Below are 19,731 nucleotides of genomic sequence, written 5' to 3' on the forward strand. Positions count from 1 at the left end.
TCCTCGGCCCGGTCCATCGCTTCCGAGCGGTGGCTGATGTTCTGAATGATGGCCTCTTCCAGTGAAATCCCGAGTGCCCGACGTCGACTTACGGCAGGGCCTGTCCCAATGCCTTGAACCAGTTCTCAAAACCCTGGCATCCGGCCTCTTTTGCAGCGACAGATTTGAGGCACAGTTATCTTTAAGGGTCAGGGCTTTTCGGTATCTTACCGTAACAACGTGTAACACAAGAATGCGTGCGTAAGGCAACGACTAATAATAACAGGGACTTCTTCAGACATGCTGCTGGTACTTGCCGGATCCATCCTTACATTCACCATGGTGCAGGAAGCGACCGTGGTGGAACCGTTTGACCGGGAGACGGTGGTCATTGAACAGGATATCGACAGCGGACCGGTGAAACTTCGCACCGATGTCCGCCTCGAGCCTCTGGTCGAGCAGAAGTTCCGCAACATTGTTCGTCAGGCCTATGACTACAGTTGTGGCAGTGCCGCGCTGACAACGGTATTGAACCATTACCTGGGCCGGACACTGAACGAGCGTCAGGTTATGGAAGGCCTGCTGCACTACGGTGAAAGCGAAAGGATCGTACAGCGCCGGGCGTTTTCCATGCTGGACATGAAACGCCTGGTTACGGCGCTTGGCTATCCATCCGGTGGCTTCCGGGCGTCGATTGAAGACCTCATCGACCTTGACCACCCTGCCATCGTTCCCATCGAGCACGCCGGCTTCAAACACTTTGTGGTGCTGCGGACCATTCGCGATGGCCGTGTTTACCTGGCCGATCCTGCAGTAGGCAACATCTCCTTCACGCTCGCGCAGTTCGAAGAAAAATGGAATGACAATGTGTTGTTCATTGTCTTTCCGGGCAGCGACAAGCCACTGGATTACCTGGAGCTCAAGGAAGAGGACCTCCGCTTTGTTGATGACCAGACCTTGACGCTGCTGGCGCTCCAGCAGGCACCCCTTTTTCATGAAGCGACAGCCAGACGTATCCAGAATCTGCTTGAGCGCCAGAAAAACAACCCGGATGGCAGTGTGGAGAACACCCGCAAGCAGCTTCATTACCGCCGAAATTAAAGGCCCGGGTTTACGCACCGGGGATCAGGATTAAAACAATCAGAATTAAGGGAGTCAGGATGAATCGTTGGTTCACGCGAGGTTTTATCCTTTGTTCGATGGCCGGTCTGATGCCCGGGATGGCTGCGGCCCAGGACGGCAATGTCGATCAGGCGAGGGAGGCGCTGGCAAAGCAGGAAGGGGATGAAGATTCTACCCGTCAGCTGGAGGAAGTCTTTCAGGCGTCAGAAAAGAACTATTCCCTGCAGAAAAAGGGCTCCCACGCTCTTAACTACGCCTTTGACTACACGTATACCGCCGACCAGCGGCTGGATCTTGCAATCACCAATGGATCGGTGCGGAATCTGGACGTTGTGCCCTCGGCCACCCACAGCTTCACCAACGCGTTCACCTACGATTACGGTCTGCTGAATAACCTGACCGTGGGCACCCGTGTGCCACTGGTGGTGAAGTACGACACCCAGGATGAACTCAACGTTTACGACTTCGGAGACATTTCGGCAACCGCCCGCTGGCAGCCCTTTGCCTATGTGCCCGGAAAAATATCCACCACCTTCTTCGGCACCCTGACGTCGAAAACCGGCGTCAGTCCCTATGAGATTGATATCAACGAGCAGCTATCCACCGGCAGCGGTTATTACTCGATCGGTGGTGGCGCGAGCCTGTCCAAGGTTCTGGATCCGGTGGTGGTGTTCGGTTCAGTCAGTGCAACCTACAATCTGACTGAATCCGGACTTGAGCAGGTTCGGGGCGCCCGCCTGCTGGAAAAAGTGGAGCCGGGGTTCGGCCTGTCAGGCTCTGCGGGTTTTGCTTATTCCCTGTCCTACGATATTTCCCTGAGCGTGTCGGCTCAGCTCAGCTACAGCGATGAGACCGTTCTGACCTTCTCCAACGGCGACCAGGCTGTGGCGCAGGATCAGATGACCGGTTTTCTCAGTCTTTCACTGGGTACCCGGGTGAGTGACACCACCATTGTGAACACCAGTCTTGGTATCGGTCTGACCGAGGACGCCCCGGACTTCTCCCTGGGAGTATCCCTGCCCATTAATTTCTCCGGCCTGAAAGAGTGACCAAAGCCGCTGACGTTTTACGGGAAGGAAGGACTCCATGGGAATGACCAGCCACAAGAAGAAGATTCTCGGGGCCGTGATCGCCGCGACCCTCTCGTGTGGTGCCGAGGCGCAGCTCGCGCAGAATCTGACCATACACCCCAAAGCTCTGGCGCTGGGCAATGCCGTCACAGCTGATCCCCCGGGGATCATGGCGATTCACTACAATCCGGCGGGGCTGACCAAGCTGGATGGGCGCCAGCTTGAAGTAAACCTGATGAGCGTCTATCTCGATATTGATGCCAATTTCTACGCCGACGAAGACTACGAAATTTTCGGCATCAAGGGGCTTGAAACCGATCCTCTGACCGGTAAGCAACGGGATCCGGTTGCCAACACGCACAGCCATACCAACAACGTGGCGCTGTACGTTCCGGGCTACGGCATTTTGCGGGCACCTCCGGGCCCCGCGATTGCGCCTTCGGCCGGTGTCAGCATCAATCCGCCCGGCTCCAAACTGACCTTCGGTAATGCGTTTTACCTGCCACTGGCAGCCGGTTTCTATCGCGACAAGGACGACCCCGGGCGCTACATGCCACAGGCAACGGCCTTGCAAAGAACCACTTATCTGTCACCGACTGTGGGTTATGAAATCAATGACGAGTGGTCAGTCGGTGCCGGCATTCATCTTTCCCACATGGGTATCGCAGCCGATCAGTATATGCGCGCCCCCAACATGCTGTTGGGCGTGGCAGAAGTGCTGCAGGATGCGTTCAATTGTGAGAGTGGGGACGAGCCGTTGCAGCCTTGGCTGGCACTGTGCGGTGGTAACGTCGGCCCTTGGGATGACATCGGCGCCCTGAGCATCAACGTTCAGGAGACTCTTTCTCCCACCTATACCCTCGGTGTCATGTGGGAACCCACGGACTGGTTCACCTGGGGCGCCAGTTATACGTCCGAAGCCGACATGAATCTCAAAGGCACCTTCGAGATTGAGTATACCGAGGACTGGTCCGGATTCTGGCAGAGCGTAAACGGGTCGGTGCTCGGTGCCATCACGTCCGCGATTCTGAGCTTACCCTCCGGTGCACCGCGGGAAGCCGGCAACGTCAGCATGGATCTGGTCTACCCGCAGCATTTCCAGACCGGGATCAGTGTGGACGTGCACGAATTGCTGACAGTCAATGTGGATGTGGGCTGGACCGATTACAAACAGTGGGATGCCTTCGTGTTCAGATTCGATCGCAACCTGGAGTTCCTCAACGCCGCGCGGATCCTGTCACCGGACAACGCCACGCCCAACACGCTGCGTTTGCCGCTGGGCTTTACCGATCAGTGGAACTGGGCGTTCGGGCTGGAGTTTCATGCCTCGTCACGGCTTGATCTGCGAGCCGGCGTGGAGATCCGTGATTCGGTGATCCCGGATGATCAACGCTCCATCATGGCGCCGTTCGGCGGCGCCAACCTCTACAGCGTGGGCATGGGGTACAAGTGGGACAAGGACACCGAGATCGACATGAATCTCAGCTACCTGCAGTCGATTGAAACCATCCCGGCCAATACCAGTTGCAACCTGAACTGTGACAATATAACCAACATTATCTACAACCCTTATGCAGGTCTGGACGTCAAAACCTCCCTGCGGGTGGTGATGGCGGGACTCAGTTTCCGGACCAAATTCTGATGCCGTGGCGCGACAGGATCGCGCTTCTCCTTTGGCGGTGAGGGCGTATGTCGAGAAAGGGTCTGCGGGTGAGGGGGTGTCTGTTGATACTGGCAGGGGTGTTGCTGGCCGGATGCCAGGGCACCGGGCCGACTTCATCCTCCGAGCAGGATTATTTTACCTGGGTGGATGATCAGGGGCGGGTGCAGCAATCGCCAATCATCCGTGAACCTGCCGAAAAGCCAGCGGCCGACGTTGCCGACCACTCGGGAGAATCCTCGGAGCCCTCGGAACCCGGTAGAACCGTCGCGCCGGCGGACCCGGAGTTCAACCTGGAGAACTACCCGGACGGCAATCAGCTTGAGCGGGACGGTTACATTCGCCCCGGGGAACCCCAACCCTATTTCACCTGGCGCGACGCCGAGGGCAACATCCGGGTCAATTACTACCAGCCGGATACCCGTTCTACCATGGAAAAAGGCCGGATCAAGCCACCGGTCGAACTCACCCCCGCCAGCATCTACCAGCAAGGTAATGGCGAAGCGCAGGCTGCGCCCCGCGAGGGCGGCGACCCGGATGCGTTTGCCATACTGGGGGTTGAACAGCCCACCGAGAGCTACCTGGTGCGCTGGCAGCGCCACTGTTGCGACTCACTGGACACCGGGGCCGCGGAAGACTGGCAAAGTGGCCGCGAGTTTGGCCTGAACATTGATGACGCCTCGCCGGTTCACGGTTTCATCACCGGCCAAAGTCAGTACCTGTTGGTTCGCCTGCCAACAGGTAAAGCAAAACGGGGCTTTATCATGAGGATACGCTCCTTCGCTAAAGACGGCTTGTTTGTCCCCTCGGCGGCGTTCCTCGATGGTAACCTCAAGCCCGTGAGGGTGGTGACCGATATGGTGGCGGACTATGTGCCGGAGAGCTGGCATCGCCGTGGTTATCTGGAGGCCCACGTCCCGGTGTTTCCGGAGCATGGGGAGCGATGGATGGTGATTTACACGCGGGATGAAGACACGCAGGGGCAGACCGTGGTTGAGGGCACGCGGGGCCCCCGTGCTATTCCCCATGTCATCCGCGGCGAGCTCAGCTTGACCGAGCTGCGCGAACGCTAGATTCAGTCTTCCGGCTGCTCAAGGTCCAGCCACTGCTGCGACAGCCAGAAGTAGCTTCCATCTGTGGCCGGGTGCGTGCAGTTGTATCGGAACCGGCGGCTGTCAAAAGTCTTCGGTGCAGTGATGTGAACGCTGCCGTCTCCCATCTCCTCAATCTCGATTCGCCCCTGTCCCGACGCAAAACAACTCAGCCGACTGACGCTCAGGTTGTCGGGCAACCGGAGTTTCAGCGTCGGTGGGTTATTGGCCAATACCCCGGCTGGCAGCTCATTGGCATCGACGGGAAGCGCCCGGCTCAGTAATTTATCTTTCAGGTTACCAAGCTGGCCGTAGGTATTGGCCATGGGAAAGCGTGGCAGGCGGGTGATGCCGGATGTTTCACCGATGGCGCCGGATTGCTGGCCGAAGGCTATCCAGCCGCGGTCGGACAGCTTTGCCTCGAGGTCTTCGTCGAATTCGCCGTAGGGATAGGCGAACATCGGCACATCGATCTCCAGTTTTTCCTGCAGAATGGCCTGAGCCCGATCGAGGCTGTTGTCCACCCGCGCATCCCAGTCGTCCTGTTGCTCGTTCGGACGCCGCGCCAGGTGGCCGTGATCATGGCTGTGGTTGGCAATGGTGACCCGTTCTTGTTCATTCAGCTCCCGCAGTTGCTCCCAGGTCATGTAGCCGTGGCTGCCCACCGCATCGGTGTTGACGAAGATGGTGTAGGGGTAATCCCGTTGCTCCAGCAGGGGCGCGGCTGCCTCGTAAACCGAATCGTAGGCATCGTCAAACGTGATAGCGACCTGTTTACGATCCCTCAAGTCGCCCCTGAGAGCCGCTTCGGTGGCGTTCTGAAGGGCCACTACCTCAATCTTCTGGTTGGCGATCATATCGAGCTGGCCCTCGAACAGGGACACCGAAGTGCTCGTCGACGGTGGCGTGCTGTCACTGATGTGGTGGTACTGAAGTACGACCAGGTCGGCCCTGACGTTCAGGCTGACCAGGGTCAGCAGCAGTCCGAATGCCAGAGATAGAGTGTGCCTTGCCATCAATCGGTCCTCGTCCGGTTTATTGAAAATGCGCCTTGAGAACGGCGAATGCCTGATTCAGCTTCTGTATGCTGTCGGTGTCACCGCCTCGATCGGGATGCGCCTGCATGACCGCGCGCCGAAATCGCTGTTTTACCTCGGGGAAGCCGTCGGGCAGCTGTTGGAATCCCAACACCGAGGCGGCGTCAATAAGTGCCTGCCGTCCCGGCCGCTGCTGAGGCCGGCCACGCCAGAAATTATCCATCATCTGTAGAATGTGATCGTCGGGGAGCTGGTATTGGGACAGATCGAGGTAAAAAGCCCGTAGGGCGTCAACGTGACCCGCGGTTCCGGACCCCGCGACCACCGCACAGTCGTGGAGCCGCAAGTTCAACGGTGAAATGGTCAGTGTTTCACCCCGGGCAAGAAGCTGATCCCGCAGCCGATACAATGCATGGAAGAGCAGAAAATGCACGGGATAGAGTTTCTCGGGTTCGCTGAACTGAACTTTGCCAATCAACTCCCAGGGTCGATTCTGCAGGCGCTTGATCAGGCCCAGCTCGCTTATGCCCTGCGGGCAGCCGCGTAACTCGTGTTCCACCGCAACCAGCAGGTGCTCAATGTGGAGCCTCAGTGCCGGATTCAACGGACTGTCCGGCGACGCGGGGTGTTCCGGGAAGACCGGCTGGCTTTGAATGGGGTTGCTCATGTCGCCATGGTAGGGCAGTGCCCGCCGTTAGGAAAGGGTGTCCAGTCGGCTGAGGCCGCCGAGGAACAGCGTGGCGGCGAAGTGTGCCGCGTCCTGCGCTTCCTGTTCAGCGTTTCCGGGGACGGCATGGGAGCGTTTTGCGACACGCAGGCTCATTTCATAGGCTACTCCGAAGAACGACGCACAGAGGTAATCCTGATCGACGTCCGGCAACAGGCCCCGGTCGATGGCGTCTCGCACGTCCTCTTCCAGTGACAGCATGGCCAGACCGAGGATGTCCGAACCGAACAGTTCACGGATAGCATGATCGTTTCGATGAGCCAGCTCATACACCAGCGGATCGTTCGCCGTGGCACGGAAAAGAGCGAGGTAGGCAGATCGGATGAAGTCTTCGCCGCTGCCTGCGGCCTTGCGGGATCGGGTTAGATTCAGATTCAACTGATTCAGGAAGTCCGTCAGCAGGGCGGCGAAGATGTCCTGTTTGCTGGAGAAATAATTGTAGAAGGTGCCTGCAGCCAGACCGGTTTTCCGAACGATGTCGCGTATCGTGGAGTTGTCGTAGCCCCGCTCACGAAAACACTCGCGGGCGGCCAGAAGAATGGCATTTCGGTTGCGAATCCGGTTGGATTGCCGTTTACCGAGGGTGTCGTCCTTGCTTCGTAACGTATCCATGTCGCTATCCTGTCCCTGCGTGTTTCTCACGCGTATAATCCGTTGCCCACCAATCCTGTGAACGTAGTGTTTTTATGTCCGATGCAGAGCGCCCTGAAAAACTGGAATTCAACAAGCTGCAGAAACGTCTGCGCCGTGAAGTCGGTCAGGCCATAGCAGAATTTTCGATGATTGAAGCCGGTGACAAGGTCATGTGCTGCCTCAGCGGCGGCAAAGATTCCTACGCCATGCTGGACATCCTGCTGCACCTCCAGAAGAGCGCGCCGGTATCCTTTGAGCTGATTGCTGTAAACCTGGATCAGAAACAGCCTGGATTTCCCGAGGACGTGTTACCCCGATATCTGCAAGCCATGGGTATCGAATACCACATCATCGAAAAGGACACGTACAGTATTGTTAAGGAAAAAGTGCCGGAAGGGAAGACCACCTGCGGTCTTTGTTCCCGTCTACGTCGCGGAATTCTCTATAATTTTGCAGAAGAGCAGGGTGTCACCAAGATTGCTCTCGGCCACCACCGGGACGATTTGCTGGAAACTCTGTTTCTGAACATGTTCTATGGTGGCAAGCTGAAGTCGATGCCACCGGTGCTGCACAGCGATGACGGCCGCAACACGGTTATCCGGCCGCTCGCGTTCAGTCGCGAAAAGGACATCGCCCGCTACGCTGCCTTGCGGGAATTCCCGATCATTCCCTGCAATCTGTGCGGGTCTCAGGAAAATCTGCAGCGCCAGGTAATCAAGGAGATGTTTCAGACCTGGGACAAACAGCATCCGGGCCGGCTCGAAACCATGTTTCGTGCGCTGTGTAATGTCGAGCCGTCTCATCTTGCAGACAATACTCTTTACGATTTTCGCGAGGGCAAGCGCCCGGGTGGCGCGCAGGGATCCTCTGTCAGCATGGCGGAGCCGGAGGCTGCGGACTTTGGCCGGCTCGACGTTCTGAATATCTGAAGGGCACACGGTCAAGAGCCGGTGAGACTAACCGCCATGGCCATTATGGAACAGTGTAGCCAGGGGCAGCGTCCAGATGCCGAACGCGATCAACAATGTTCCGGTGAGCTGACGTAAAGGCTTTTTACCCTGAAGTTTGCGCACCCAGGTTGCCGCGTATCCGGTGGCCAGCATTGAGGGCAGCGTACCGAGCCCGAAAAAAGCCATGGTGGCGGCCGCGCTGCCCAATGACGGTTGCAGTGCGGCCCAGCCGAGAGTGCTGTACACCAGCCCGCAGGGCAGCCAGCCCCATAATCCCCCGAGAGCGACTGCCTGCCATCCATGCTGTATCGGCAGCAGGCGGCGGGTCAGGGGCGACAGCCGGGCCCAGACCGGGGCGCCGATCCGTTCGATATAGCGGATGCCCTGCCACCACTGGGCCATGGACAGCCCCATCAGTATCAACAGCAGTCCGGCCACGGTTCGTAATACCGGCGCCAACTGACTCCACTGGGCCGCAGCGGAGGTGCTGAGCAGCGCCACCAGCGCCGCGATCAGTGCATAGCTGCCGATACGGCCGGCATTGAAACCGAGCAACATCAGGGTCTGGCGGATTCGGAAACCTTTGCCCACAGGTAACGCCATCGACAAGGACGCGCTGATTCCCCCACACATACCCAGGCAGTGCGTGCTGCCCAGCAGACCAATCACAAAGGCACTGGAATAGCTGAGGTAGAGGCCTTCACTCATCAGTGGTGTGGAGTTTCATCAGTTTCCGGCGCTTCGTCGTTGGGTTTGCGCTCGGCCCTGGGCTTGGCGTCGTCCGGGATCATGTCTTTGTCGTCGTCGAAAAGGATCCGGTGAGCGGGACCTTCGAGATCGTCGTACTGGCCATTCTTCACGGCCCAGGAAAACAGCACCATGCCCAATGCCACGAGAATCAGCATGACGGGAACCAGGATCATTACAATTTCCATGGTGAACCTCGGGGATCGGAGTATGTTCCGGTTACGGTATCAGGAGGGGGTCGGTGCGCCAACCGCCTGAGTACCTTGTTTGTGAGTCGGCCCGGCGCGACCCAGCCTGAGTGCATTCAACACCACGACCAGTGAGCTCAGCGACATGCCGATGGCGGCCAGCCAGGGTGGCACCATACCCGCCGCCGCCAGGGGCAGGGCCAGCACATTGTAACCCAGTGCCCACCCCATGTTCTGGCGAATGATTCGCCGTGTCTGGCGACTGGTTTCCATGGCGTTGACCAGATGAAGCAGCTGGCCATTGAGCAGAACCGCGTCGGCTTTCAACTGGGTCAGGTCGGCTGCGGTGCCCATCGCAACGGATATGCCAGCGCCTGCCATGGAGGGCAGGTCGTTCAGGCCATCCCCCACCATCATCACCTTGCGGCCCTCGGCAGTGAGCCGCTCTAGCACCGCCAGCTTGTCTTCAGGCGATGCCTGTCCGATAGCCTCGTCTACGCCAAGGCGGCGGGCGATCTGTTCCACATGCCCGGAGCGATCGCCGCTGAGCAGAAGCGTCCTGATTCCGGCTTCTCTCAGCCGGTTTACGGTTTCCCGAGCATCGGCCCGGGGCTCGTCGTCCAGGGAAAAGCGTGCCAGCCATTCCTCGCTCGTGGCCAGCCAGATTTCCATGCCCGGACCGTTGGTCCCGGCGGGCATAGCGGCTGAGGTGTGCTCGCCAACAAAGGCACTGTGGCCGATGAACACGGGTTTACCCTTCCAGTACCCGGAGAGCCCACCACCCAGATGGTTGGTAACCTCCGTCACGGTGTGGCCTGGTACATCATGGAATACTTTTGCAATCGGGTGCTCCGAGTGTTTTTCCAGCCCGGCGGCCAGGCGGCGGCTGTCAGATCCGCTCAGGCTGCCGGTCACATCGGTTTCGATCAGGCTCAGCTCGCCGCGGGTCAGGGTGCCGGTCTTGTCAAAGACCACCGTATCGACGTCGTTCAGGGACTCCAGGGTATGGCCCCGGGTGGGTAGGAAACCCAGACGGCGGAGCCGGACGGTGGCCGACGTGATCGCAGTAGGCGTTGCCAGTGATAATGCACAGGGACAGGTAACGACCAGAACCGACAGGGTGATGTCGAAGGCGTTGTCGGCGCCGGCCAGCCACCAGCCGATCCACACCAGCGGGGTGAGAATCAGCACGCGACTGACGAAGGTGCCGGCGATGCGGTCTGCCATGCGGGCGACAGGGGGCTTCTCGGCCTGAACCCGGTCGAGTATCCGCAGGATACCGGACAGCCGCGTCTGGGCCCCCGCCTGGTGCACCCGGATGTCCAGGGGGTTCTCGCCGTTCACGCTGCCGGCGTGCACGGCATCGCCCGGGTGGCGGGTTTCGGGCAGGTATTCTCCGGTTAGCGCGGCTTCGTTGAGGGTAGAGTGCCCGCTGGTAATGAGGCCGTCCACCGGCAGGGTTTCTCCTGGTCGAACACGCACAATGTCGCCCGGTTTCAGCTCGTGTGTGGCCACTATATCTGAGTGTCCTGCCACGATGCGGGTCGCAACGCCGGGCTGAAATCCGGCGAGGGCGTTGCCGGTCAGGCCGGCCCGGTATCGGGCCTGCATTTCTATGTACCGCCCCAGTAACAGGAAAAAGGTGAACATGCACACCGACTCGAAATAGACTTCATCGCCGCCGACCACCGTGACCCAGGCGCTCGCGCTGTAGGCCAGTCCGATGGCAATGGCAACGGGCACGTCCATGGTCAGGTGCCGGCTGCGAAAATCGCGGAGGGCGTTGCGAAAGAATGGTCGGGCACTGAACAGCACCACGGGGGTGGCGACCAGCAGGCTGAACCAGCGGAAGAAAGTGATAAAGTCCGCAGACAGTTCGCTGATCAGCTCGAAATACAAGGGAAAGGCCAGCATCATGCTCTGCACGGTGCCGATCCCGGCTACGGCGAGCCGAATCAGGGTGGTGCGGTGTTCGGCCTTGAGTGCCTGTTCGGCGTCGTCCGCCTGATAAGGGCGGACGCGATACCCCAGTTCATGGATGGCGATCAGCAGATCGCTCAGTGCGGCGTGCTCTGCAGACCAGAGCAAGCGGGCCCTCTGGGTGCTGTGGTTGACGGAGAAGGACTGCACCCCTGGCTGTCTTGCCATGTGGTTTTCCAGCAGCCAGATGCAGGCCGCGCAGGTAATGCCTTCAATCAGAAGCAGGGCCTCCTGGCCTCCCTTGACCGCGGCAACAAACGTGGACTGCACCAGCGGGTGATCGAGCTCACGAATCCGGTCGCGTTCGATGTCAGTCAGTTGTTTCGGTGTGGCCGCGGGCTCAGTGCGGTACTGGTAGAAACCGGTCAAACCTTCGGCGCGAATGGTTTCGCACACCGCTTTACAGCCCTGGCAGCAAAAACGCCGGGCTTCGCCGTCAAGCTCCAGGGTAATCGGTGGCTCGCCGTCGGCCGGTTCACCACAGTGAAAACAGGGCAGGGCGCTCACTCGATTCAGCGGCTTGCCTTGCCAACCTGGATCGCATCGTCGGAGGGTAACGACGTCTCACCTTTCAGGCGCCAGTCATTCTCCGGGCTGCGCAGGTCGAAATACCAGCGACCACTGACGTCCTGATTGAGCGTCGCGCGGTAGGTATTCTCTCCGGTGCGCTTGAACTGAACCGTCTGATCTTTGTCCGCGATGGTGGGGTGGAACAGGTTGAGGATCAGGTAGGGGTAATTCACCTGCCCGGCGTCGCTGGTCAGCGACAGGCGGACGTCGCGGTCAGAAAACGCAAACTCACCGTGCAGGCCCAGATCCTTGGCTTTCTGGTCCCGGGCGATCTGCATGTTGATGCCGCGCCCCTGCTTGGAGTAGTCATCGGTGACCATGTCGTTGTCTGTGTTCATCGCCACTGTGATGGCAATGGTGCACCAGGTGATGGAGGCCAGCGGAAAGGCCAGCAGGAACCAGAGCCAGGGCTGGCGGTACCAGGGTTTAACGGCTTCATCATTCATAACAGCAATCTCTCAGACAGGGTCGTTTCCGCATGGTGGCGGTCAGGCTAGCGGTTAGGACCGACAAAACGGCTTTCGGTTTCAAGAATCAGGGATTCATCGCTTTCGGAACTGATCTGGAAACGGATCGTGTTGTTGCTCTGGTTGATGATCTCCGGATCCACGTCCACCACTGTCGGCAAGGAGCGATTCTCACCGCTGGCGACGGTTACGGTGGTGTCGGTCAGCACTCTCATGCCTTCCATACCCGAAACGGCAATGCTGAAGGTGTGCGGCACCTCCGCCATGTTGGCGATTTTCAGGGTGTAGGTGTTTTCTATGCGACCATCGCCATTGAAGTTGAACAGCGCGCCGCGATCTCGCAGGACATCCAGCTGGGCCGGCACGCGGGTGGCGAGCACGAAGACGATGGCACCGATCATGATCGCCAGCACAGCGCCGTATCCGAAGGTACGGGGGCGCAGCAGTTTTGAGGGTTTGCCCTCAAGCTCATTTTCGGTGGTGTAACGGATCAGCCCCCTGGGGTACTCCATCTTGTCCATGATCTCATCGCAGGCATCAATGCACAGTGCACACCCGATGCACTCGTACTGTAGACCATCGCGGATATCGATACCGGTAGGGCACACCTGAACACACTGGCCGCAGTCAATGCAGTCGCCGAGGCCCAGGTCTGCCGGGTTCGCATCCTTTCGGCGGCCACCCCGGGGTTCGCCACGATTGGGGTCGTAGGAAACCACCCGGGTATCGGGATCAAACATCACCGACTGGAAGCGGGCATAGGGGCACATGTACAGACAGACCTGCTCGCGCATCCAGCCCGCGTTCAGGTAGGTGGCAACGGTGAAAAAGCCTACCCAGAAGAAGGCCCAGCCATTGGCCTGAAGGGTGAAAAGGTCAGCCAGCAGCTCGCGAATCGGATAAAAATAACCGACGAACGTCAGGCCCGTCGCGAGGGCGATCAGAAGCCACGCGGTGTGCTTGAGGGATTTCTTGATCACTTTCTGCGACGAGCGCGGGGCCTTGTCCAGCTTCATGCGCTGGTTGCGGCTGCCCTCGATACGTTCTTCCACCCACATGAAAATGAACGTCCACACGGTTTGCGGGCAGGTGTAGCCGCACCAGACCCGGCCAAACAGGGTGGTAATAAAGAACAGGCCAAAGGCGCTGATGATCAGCATCCCCGAGAGCAGAAAGAAATCCTTCGGGTAGAAGGTGGTGCCATACAGATGAAACTCCCGGGCCGGGAGGTCGAAGTGGATGAGGGGCTGACCGTCCAGGGTGAGCCAGACGAACAGGAAGTACATGCCCATCAGCAACAACAGGCTGACGTTACGGATACGCTGAAAGAAGCCTTCGACTTCTTTCACATAGATTTTCTTGCGGCTGGCGTAAAGCTCGACGGTTCCGGATTTGTTGTTTTTGTCGGAGGGGTCAGAGGATGGGTCAACCTGTTTGACCGGAATCTCGCTGCTCATCGTTTCCTCCCGATGAAAATTAGCCCACGGCGTGATCCGGGGGCTTCAGATCTTCTCAAGCCTGTGCCCGCACGCAGACACAGGGTTGAGCAGACCAGGCCGGAACCGGGGTTCCGGCCGGACACTCAGTTGGACAGACTGTAAACGTAGGCCGCCAGAATCTGGATCTGGTCGTCGGAGAGACGATCGCTCTGGGCCGGCATCTGGTTTTGCCGACCGTTGACCACCGTGTCACGAATCCAGTCGTAAGTTGAGCCATACAGCCAGATATTGTCCGTCAGGTTGGGTGCGCCCAGCGCTTGGTTACCCTTGCCGTCCGCACCGTGGCAGGCTACACAGCCCTGAGCGAACACGGCTTCGCCGGCTTTTGCAGCCTCCGCGTCTTTCTCGCGACCGCTGTAGGCCAGTACGAAGTTGACCACCTGATCGACCTGCTCGTTGGTCATGTTCGGCATGGTGCCCTTGGCCGGCATGGCGCCGTTACGACCCTGGTGCAGTGTCGTCAGAATGTTGTCAGGCGCGCCCCCGTAAAGCCAGTCGTTGTCGGTCAGGTTCGGGAAACCGAGTGACCCACGCCCGGCAGAGCCGTGACATACCGCGCAGTTGTTGGCAAACAGCCGCTGACCCATTTTCATGGCATCTTCGTTTTCGGCCAGTTCCGGTACCGGGGTGTCGCCGTAGCGGGCGTAGAGCTCGCTGTAACGGGCATCCGCTTTCTGAACTTCCGCTTCCCACTGGTTGGTAGAGCTCCAGCCAAGCAGACCCTGGAAGTTACCCAGGCCGGGGTAAAGTGCCAGGTAGCCGAGGGCAAAAATGCACGTGGCGATGAAAAGATAGAACCACCACTTGGGAAGTGGGTTATCAAGCTCTTCAATACCATCGAAGGAATGGCCCGTGGTCCGGTCTGTTTCGGTGTCGGTGGTCTGGCCCTTGCGTGTTGCCATTAGCAGCCACCAGCACCCGAAAATAGTACCGAGCACGATCACGCTGATCCAGATGCTCCAGAAGGTACTCATTGCTTTTTCTCCGTTTTTTCCTGTTCAAGAGTACGCTTTTCCACTTCGTCGTCGTCGAAGGGCAAGTGGGCCGCCTCGTCGTTCGCTTTCTTGCGGTGGGCGCTGTACGCCCACCAGACGATGCCGAGAAACATCGCCATGATGACAAGGGTGTGAATGCCGCGTAACTCGTTCAAATCCATCGGGATCACCGTTTCTCAGAAATCACTGTGCCCAGCTGTTGCAGGTAGGCCACCAGCGCTTCGATTTCGAATTTGCCCTCAACTTCCGCAGCTGCCTCGGCAATCTGCTCGTCGGTGTAGGGCACGCCCAGTGTTTGCAGTGTCTTCATTTTTGCTTCTGTGTCCGTGTGGTCCACCCGGTCCTCGAACAGCCAGGGGAAAGCCGGCATGTTGGACTCGGGCACAACGCTGCGCGGATCGTACAGGTGCTGGCGCTGCCAGGCGTCGGAATAACGACCGCCTACACGGGCGAGATCCGGACCGGTACGCTTGGAGCCCCACAGGAACGGGCGCTCATAAACGAACTCACCCGCAACAGAGTAGTGGCCGTAGCGCTCGGTTTCCGCCCGGAACGGACGGATCTGCTGGGTGTGGCACACGTGGCAACCTTCGCGGATATAAATATCGCGACCTTCCAGCTCCAGCGCCGACAGCGGCTCAAGGCCCGCAACCGGCTCGTTGGTATCCTTGCTGAAGAACAGCGGCACAACTTCGGCCAGAAACCCGCCACTGATGGTGAGGATGATCAGCACGATCATCAGGCCCAGGTTTTTCTCGACAATTTCGTGTTTCATCTTGATTCTCTCCCGTTACGCCGGCTGTGCCGCTGCGCTGTCAACTGCCACAGCATCTTTCTGGCGAACGGTCATGTAGGTGTTGTAAGCCATGACCAGCATGCCGGTGAGGAAAATCGCACCGCCGATGAAGCGAACAAAGTAACCGGGCCAGGAAGCTTCCAGTGCCTCAACAAAACTGTAGGTCAGCGTGCCGTCCTGGTTGACTGCGCGCCACATAAGGCCCTGCATGATGCCGTTGACCCACATCGCAACGATATACAGTACGGTGCCAACGGTGGCCAGCCAGAAGTGGACGTTGATCAGGCTGGTGCTGTACATGGCGGGTACGCCCCACAGCTTCGGCACCAGGTGGTAGATGGCGCCAATACTGATCATGGCTACCCAGCCCAGCGCACCTGAGTGCACGTGGCCAATGGTCCAGTCGGTGTTGTGCGACAGCGCGTTGACGGTCTTGATCGCCATCATCGGACCCTCGAAGGTGGACATGCCGTAGAACGACAGGGACACCACCAGGAAACGCAGAATTGGATCGGTGCGCAGTTTGTGCCATGCGCCGGACAGCGTCATCATGCCGTTGATCATGCCGCCCCAGGACGGTGCCAGCAGAATCAGCGACATCACCATGCCGGCCGTCTGAGCCCAATCAGGCAGGGCGCTATAGTGCAGGTGGTGACCACCGGCCCATACGTACGTGGCGATCAGCGCCCAGAAGTGGACGATCGACAGGCGGTAGGAGTAAACCGGACGGTTGGCCTGCTTGGGAACGAAGTAGTACATCATGCCCAGGAAGCCGGCGGTGAGGAAGAAGCCTACGGCGTTGTGGCCATACCACCATTGCATCATGGCGTCAGTGACACCGGCGTAGGCGGAGTAGGACTTGAACGCGGTGGCTGGCAGCGCAAGGTTGTTACCGATGTGCAACACCGCGACGGTCAGAATGAACGCGCCGTAAAACCAGTTTGCAACGTAGATGTGCGGCGTGCTGCGTTTGGTGACGGTTCCGAAGAATACCAGAGCGTACGTAACCCACACGACGGCAATGGCAATATCGATTGGCCACTCGAGCTCGGCATATTCTTTTGTTGAAGTAAGACCCATTGGCAGGGTAATGATGGCGGCTACCATAACGGCCTGCCAGCCCCAGAACGTAAACGCCGCCAGGCTGTCCGAAATCAGGCGGGCCTGACAGGTGCGCTGTACAACGTAATAAGAGGTGGCAAAGAGGGCAGAGCCACCGAACCCGAAGATGACCAGGTTGGTGTGCAGCGGTCTCAGCCGACCGAAGTGAGTCCAGGAGAAGTCAAGGTTCATTGACGGCCAAACAAGTTGGGATGCGATTAGCACACCCATGCCCATGCCAACAATGCCCCAGACCAACGTCATGATGGCGAACTGTCGCACCACCTTGTAGTTGTATGTCAGGTTTGCATTTACTGTGCTCATAGCCTTACCAATGGGTTTAGAGTGGGGAAATATGCGGGCGCAAGTATGGAGAAACCATAAACGCTTTGCAATGACTCAGGTCAACTCCTGAGGTGCGTCAAAGGCGCCCAAATCAGCAACATGGAGCGTAAATGGACGACCGGTTTTTGCCGCTTTTGTATGGGTGATTATACTGTGCCGCTTTGGCGATCCTGCCCCCCAATAGTAGAAGTACATAGCCCACAGGTGAAATGCATGGCGTTATTTACTGAAAATGGTAATAAACCCGATGGGCCGGTGCTGTTGTTGGCACATGGCGCCGGGGCACCGGCAGACTCGCCGTTTATGAACGGACTGACCGGATTCCTGGCTCAGAGCGGTGTGACCACGGTGCGATTCGAGTTTCCCTACATGCAAAAACGCCGGGAAGACGGCAAAAAACGCCCCCCCGATCGGCAGCCGGCATTGTTGCTGAGCTTTGGGCAGATGATCGACCATCTGTCGGCGGGATCGCTGGCACACCGACCACTGTTTATCGGCGGTAAATCAATGGGCGGGCGCATGGCCAGCCTGTTAGGCGCTGAGCCCACGTTGACCGGCCGCTTTCGGGGAGTGGTGTGTTTCGGCTACCCCTTCCACCCGCCCGGGAAGCCGGACCGCTGGCGTACCGGGCATTTCGGTGACCTCTGGTGCCCGCAGCTGGTGGTTCAGGGTACCCGCGATCCTTTTGGCAAACGCGAGGAGGTCAGCGCACGGATACCCCCGTGCGCATTGGTTGACATAGCCTGGCTGGAGGGTGGCGATCATGATTTCAAGCCACTGGCGCGGCAGGTCGAGAGCCACTCGCAGCTGCTGCAGAGGGCCGCGCAGTCGGCATCCGCCTTCATGCACGGGAAACCCGGGGCAGAGCATTGAACGTTACCGGGTCACGGTACCGCTTCCGCATCGGTTAGCGCGACGCGATCTCTTCCGGAGGCCTTGGCCTGATACAGGGCTTCGTCTGCCCGTCGGAACAGCTCCTGATCGAGCTCAGCTGGATCCAGTCGTGCCACGCCGGCGCTCAAGGTAATGATGACCTCGGAACCGTCCTCCGCGTTGATGGGGGTGTGGCGCATGTCATCGAGGATGTCCTGGCACACGCGGCAAGCACCCTCGCTGTCGGTGCCCGGTAACAGCAGAGCGAACTCCTCGCCGCCGAACCGGATCACCACGTCCCGAGGCCGTTTGACGTGTTGGCTCAGAATGTCGGCAATGCGCTGCAGGCACAGGTCACCGAAGCTGTGACCATAGGTGTCGTTGATGCGCTTGAAATGATCCGCGTCAATCAGCGCCAACGTCAGGGGCTGGCTGGTGCGGCGCGCTTCAGCGCACAGTTCCGGGAGGATATTGTCCAAGTGGCGCCGATTGTACAGGCCGGTGAGGGCATCATTGAGGCTCAGGGTGGCGAGTTTGCGGTTGGCCCTTTCCAGTTCCCGCATCGTGTTACGCAACTGAGCCGTGCGTTCATGCACCTTGATTTCCAGTTCGCTGCGGGCGTTGTGCTCCACATCCAGCAGTTTCTGGTTCAACAGCCGCCAACGCTGCACCATAGCGTAGTTCAGCAAAATCACCTGAGCGCCGATGGCGGTCAGCATGAAGAACTCGCGGGCCAGGAAATCGGCCAGGTATCCGAATGCCGCGAGTGCATAGATCAGCGCGCCGACCAGCATTACCGACCAGGCAAGCACGTACCAAAGTGCTGGCAGGTAGCCCTGCCGCCAGCGCAGAACGCCAATCACAAACAGGCTGCCGATCACCGTGAGGGCGAGGGTGGTATTGAGCAAAATAGAGCGGTTGTAGGGCAACATGAAGGTGACGACTAGCAGCCCCGCAGACGCCCAGGCCTGGGCTCGCAAAGTGGTGGCGGCCAGTGTGTCCGGAGCGATTTCCAGGAAGGAGCGGCCGAACAGAGTCATGGCCAGGGCGCACACCGCGATCAGCAATGGGATGGAAGTATTGGCGAAGCCGGTGCTGTCTGGCCAGAAGTACTGATTTGCAAAGCCGCCCATGGCAAACAGGAACAGCCCCATGGTGGCCATGTAGAAGGCGTTGTGAAAGTAATACACCGTTCCCGAGCTGAAAAACAGCAGCAGGTTAAAGACAGCGAATACCAACAGGGCTCCGTAGAAAAGCCCGTGGGTCAGAGTCAGATGGTTGCTGTCGGCCACCATGGTGTCGGGAGTTTCCAGAGACAGTGGAACGTTGAGGGCGCCGCTGCTCTGAATCCTCAGGGTGATACCCTGGGACTCACCGGTATTCAGCGTGACGGGCAGCAGGAAATACCGGTAATCTATGCCCCGCGACAGGAACGGGTATTGGTCACCGGTGGTTAGCGTGGTGGTCCGTTCGGCGCCGGTCTGCCAGAAGGTGACTTCATCAAGCAGCGGATAGTTCAGCTTCAGATACCAGAAGCCCTGTGATGCGCCGGAATTGGTCAGGTGCAGGTGCACCCAGTACACCGAATCGGTATGAGTAAACACCAGGTCATGGCCGCGGGCCTCCTGCCACTCCATGGATGCGGGCAGCTCGTCCGGGCTGGCCGCCCGATGCGCGGGATCGTTGGGCGCTGCGGCATGGAAACAGACGTGATTCATCAATCGTTCCCGCTGCGCGGCATCGCTGGCGTCCAGAACAGGGCAGGGGCTGCCAGGGTGCGCTTCCAGTGCCAAGGGCATGCCCGACAGCGCAGCAAGCGCCAACACGGTGAAGGTGCGCAGGTACAGCAACATGAACGAATTCCTGCAAAAAAAGAAGTCTGTCAGTGTAACGCCCGACGG

The 19,731-nt window shown here is 58.9% G+C and carries 19 protein-coding genes; 6 read left to right on the top strand and 13 right to left on the bottom strand.

The genetic code is table 11. The features are described 5' to 3' along the window. Positions 1–279 precede the first annotated feature (279 nt). From R0125_RS05850 to R0125_RS05865, 4 genes are read left to right on the top strand one after another with little or no spacing between them, the layout of a single operon-like run. Positions 280–1,080: a C39 family peptidase gene (locus tag R0125_RS05850; RefSeq protein WP_248180944.1), complete on the top strand. Its 801-nt coding sequence runs from the start codon at positions 280–282 to the stop codon at positions 1,078–1,080. A 59-nt stretch (positions 1,081–1,139) separates the two neighbouring features. Then, on the top strand, positions 1,140–2,150 hold the full coding sequence (locus R0125_RS05855; protein WP_248180945.1) for a transporter: 1,011 nt from the start codon (positions 1,140–1,142) through the stop codon (positions 2,148–2,150). Positions 2,151–2,187: 37 nt separating this feature from the next. Then, positions 2,188–3,813: an OmpP1/FadL family transporter gene (locus R0125_RS05860; RefSeq protein WP_248180946.1), complete on the top strand. Its 1,626-nt coding sequence runs from the start codon at positions 2,188–2,190 to the stop codon at positions 3,811–3,813. A 47-nt stretch (positions 3,814–3,860) separates the two neighbouring features. Beyond that, the gene (locus R0125_RS05865; protein WP_317237485.1) at positions 3,861–4,904 is read left to right on the top strand and encodes a MalM family protein; all 1,044 of its coding nucleotides are present in this window, start codon (positions 3,861–3,863) and stop codon (positions 4,902–4,904) included. A gap of 2 nt (positions 4,905–4,906) precedes the next feature. Here the strand turns inward: R0125_RS05865 and R0125_RS05870 are convergent, their stop codons facing one another. The 3 genes from R0125_RS05870 to R0125_RS05880 are packed head-to-tail and all read right to left on the bottom strand — an operon-like array spanning position 4,907 to position 7,298. Continuing rightward, positions 4,907–5,938, bottom strand: coding sequence for a polysaccharide deacetylase family protein (locus R0125_RS05870; protein ID WP_317237486.1), 1,032 nt, complete (start codon positions 5,936–5,938; stop codon positions 4,907–4,909). 19 nt (positions 5,939–5,957) lie between these two features. Then, the gene (locus tag R0125_RS05875; protein ID WP_248180949.1) at positions 5,958–6,626 is read right to left on the bottom strand and encodes a DNA-J related domain-containing protein; all 669 of its coding nucleotides are present in this window, start codon (positions 6,624–6,626) and stop codon (positions 5,958–5,960) included. Between the two features lie 27 nt (positions 6,627–6,653). After that, complete coding sequence (locus tag R0125_RS05880) at positions 6,654–7,298, bottom strand: TetR/AcrR family transcriptional regulator (RefSeq protein WP_317237487.1); 645 nt, start codon at positions 7,296–7,298, stop codon at positions 6,654–6,656. 74 nt (positions 7,299–7,372) lie between these two features. Between R0125_RS05880 and ttcA the strand changes: the two genes are divergently transcribed. Continuing rightward, positions 7,373–8,248: a tRNA 2-thiocytidine(32) synthetase TtcA gene (gene ttcA, locus R0125_RS05885; protein ID WP_248180951.1), complete on the top strand. Its 876-nt coding sequence runs from the start codon at positions 7,373–7,375 to the stop codon at positions 8,246–8,248. Positions 8,249–8,275: 27 nt separating this feature from the next. On the opposite strand, the gene R0125_RS05890 is transcribed toward ttcA, so the two are convergent. From R0125_RS05890 to ccoN, 9 genes are all read right to left on the bottom strand, one after another. Further along, positions 8,276–8,977 carry a sulfite exporter TauE/SafE family protein gene (locus tag R0125_RS05890; RefSeq protein ID WP_317237488.1) on the bottom strand — a complete coding sequence of 234 codons (702 nt, stop codon included), beginning with the start codon at positions 8,975–8,977 and terminating at the stop codon, positions 8,276–8,278. After that, complete coding sequence (ccoS, locus tag R0125_RS05895; RefSeq protein ID WP_248180953.1) at positions 8,977–9,192, bottom strand: cbb3-type cytochrome oxidase assembly protein CcoS; 216 nt, start codon at positions 9,190–9,192, stop codon at positions 8,977–8,979. Before ccoS ends, R0125_RS05890 begins: the two co-directional genes overlap by 1 nt. A 51-nt stretch (positions 9,193–9,243) precedes the next feature. Further along, positions 9,244–11,691, bottom strand: a complete 2,448-nt coding sequence (locus tag R0125_RS05900; protein WP_317237489.1) for a heavy metal translocating P-type ATPase — start codon at positions 11,689–11,691, stop codon at positions 9,244–9,246. Between the two features lie 5 nt (positions 11,692–11,696). Beyond that, entirely contained in the window at positions 11,697–12,200 is a 504-nt protein-coding gene (locus tag R0125_RS05905) for a FixH family protein (protein WP_248180955.1), read from the bottom strand. Between the two features lie 47 nt (positions 12,201–12,247). Next, positions 12,248–13,678, bottom strand: a complete 1,431-nt coding sequence (gene ccoG, locus R0125_RS05910) for a cytochrome c oxidase accessory protein CcoG (protein WP_317237490.1) — start codon at positions 13,676–13,678, stop codon at positions 12,248–12,250. A gap of 125 nt (positions 13,679–13,803) precedes the next feature. Further along, positions 13,804–14,694 carry a cytochrome-c oxidase, cbb3-type subunit III gene (gene ccoP / locus R0125_RS05915; protein ID WP_248180957.1) on the bottom strand — a complete coding sequence of 297 codons (891 nt, stop codon included), beginning with the start codon at positions 14,692–14,694 and terminating at the stop codon, positions 13,804–13,806. Further along, a complete protein-coding gene (locus R0125_RS05920; protein WP_248180958.1) occupies positions 14,691–14,876 on the bottom strand; it encodes a cbb3-type cytochrome oxidase subunit 3 in 186 nt (61 codons plus the stop codon). Before R0125_RS05920 ends, ccoP begins: the two co-directional genes overlap by 4 nt. A 5-nt stretch (positions 14,877–14,881) precedes the next feature. Further along, positions 14,882–15,490 carry a cytochrome-c oxidase, cbb3-type subunit II gene (gene ccoO, locus R0125_RS05925; protein ID WP_248180959.1) on the bottom strand — a complete coding sequence of 203 codons (609 nt, stop codon included), beginning with the start codon at positions 15,488–15,490 and terminating at the stop codon, positions 14,882–14,884. A gap of 15 nt (positions 15,491–15,505) precedes the next feature. Next, positions 15,506–16,936 carry a cytochrome-c oxidase, cbb3-type subunit I gene (ccoN, locus tag R0125_RS05930; protein ID WP_248180960.1) on the bottom strand — a complete coding sequence of 477 codons (1,431 nt, stop codon included), beginning with the start codon at positions 16,934–16,936 and terminating at the stop codon, positions 15,506–15,508. 234 nt (positions 16,937–17,170) lie between these two features. On the opposite strand from ccoN, the gene R0125_RS05935 reads away from it, so the two are divergent. After that, positions 17,171–17,830: an alpha/beta family hydrolase gene (locus R0125_RS05935; protein ID WP_248180961.1), complete on the top strand. Its 660-nt coding sequence runs from the start codon at positions 17,171–17,173 to the stop codon at positions 17,828–17,830. An 11-nt stretch (positions 17,831–17,841) separates the two neighbouring features. Here R0125_RS05935 and R0125_RS05940 read toward each other — a convergent pair whose 3' ends face one another. Then, complete coding sequence (locus R0125_RS05940) at positions 17,842–19,683, bottom strand: diguanylate cyclase (RefSeq protein WP_317237491.1); 1,842 nt, start codon at positions 19,681–19,683, stop codon at positions 17,842–17,844. Positions 19,684–19,731 lie beyond the last annotated feature (48 nt).

The organism is Marinobacter sp. M-5 (genome assembly GCF_032911545.1).
Taxonomy (GTDB): domain Bacteria; phylum Pseudomonadota; class Gammaproteobacteria; order Pseudomonadales; family Oleiphilaceae; genus Marinobacter; species Marinobacter goseongensis.

Coding starts and splice junctions, on each gene's coding strand:
- ccoG (WP_317237490.1), bottom strand. CDS start 13,678: ATGAGCAGCGAGATTCCGGTCAAACAGGTTGACCCATCCTCTGACCCC.
- R0125_RS05940 (WP_317237491.1), bottom strand. CDS start 19,683: ATGTTGCTGTACCTGCGCACCTTCACCGTGTTGGCGCTTGCTGCGCTG.
- R0125_RS05860 (WP_248180946.1), top strand. CDS start 2,188: ATGGGAATGACCAGCCACAAGAAGAAGATTCTCGGGGCCGTGATCGCC.
- R0125_RS05865 (WP_317237485.1), top strand. CDS start 3,861: ATGTCGAGAAAGGGTCTGCGGGTGAGGGGGTGTCTGTTGATACTGGCA.
- R0125_RS05870 (WP_317237486.1), bottom strand. CDS start 5,938: ATGGCAAGGCACACTCTATCTCTGGCATTCGGACTGCTGCTGACCCTG.
- R0125_RS05850 (WP_248180944.1), top strand. CDS start 280: ATGCTGCTGGTACTTGCCGGATCCATCCTTACATTCACCATGGTGCAG.
- ttcA (WP_248180951.1), top strand. CDS start 7,373: ATGTCCGATGCAGAGCGCCCTGAAAAACTGGAATTCAACAAGCTGCAG.
- R0125_RS05880 (WP_317237487.1), bottom strand. CDS start 7,298: ATGGATACGTTACGAAGCAAGGACGACACCCTCGGTAAACGGCAATCC.
- ccoN (WP_248180960.1), bottom strand. CDS start 16,936: ATGAGCACAGTAAATGCAAACCTGACATACAACTACAAGGTGGTGCGA.
- R0125_RS05935 (WP_248180961.1), top strand. CDS start 17,171: ATGGCGTTATTTACTGAAAATGGTAATAAACCCGATGGGCCGGTGCTG.
- R0125_RS05890 (WP_317237488.1), bottom strand. CDS start 8,977: ATGAGTGAAGGCCTCTACCTCAGCTATTCCAGTGCCTTTGTGATTGGT.
- ccoO (WP_248180959.1), bottom strand. CDS start 15,490: ATGAAACACGAAATTGTCGAGAAAAACCTGGGCCTGATGATCGTGCTG.
- R0125_RS05905 (WP_248180955.1), bottom strand. CDS start 12,200: ATGAATGATGAAGCCGTTAAACCCTGGTACCGCCAGCCCTGGCTCTGG.
- R0125_RS05875 (WP_248180949.1), bottom strand. CDS start 6,626: ATGAGCAACCCCATTCAAAGCCAGCCGGTCTTCCCGGAACACCCCGCG.
- ccoS (WP_248180953.1), bottom strand. CDS start 9,192: ATGATCCTGGTTCCCGTCATGCTGATTCTCGTGGCATTGGGCATGGTG.
- R0125_RS05855 (WP_248180945.1), top strand. CDS start 1,140: ATGAATCGTTGGTTCACGCGAGGTTTTATCCTTTGTTCGATGGCCGGT.
- R0125_RS05920 (WP_248180958.1), bottom strand. CDS start 14,876: ATGGATTTGAACGAGTTACGCGGCATTCACACCCTTGTCATCATGGCG.
- ccoP (WP_248180957.1), bottom strand. CDS start 14,694: ATGAGTACCTTCTGGAGCATCTGGATCAGCGTGATCGTGCTCGGTACT.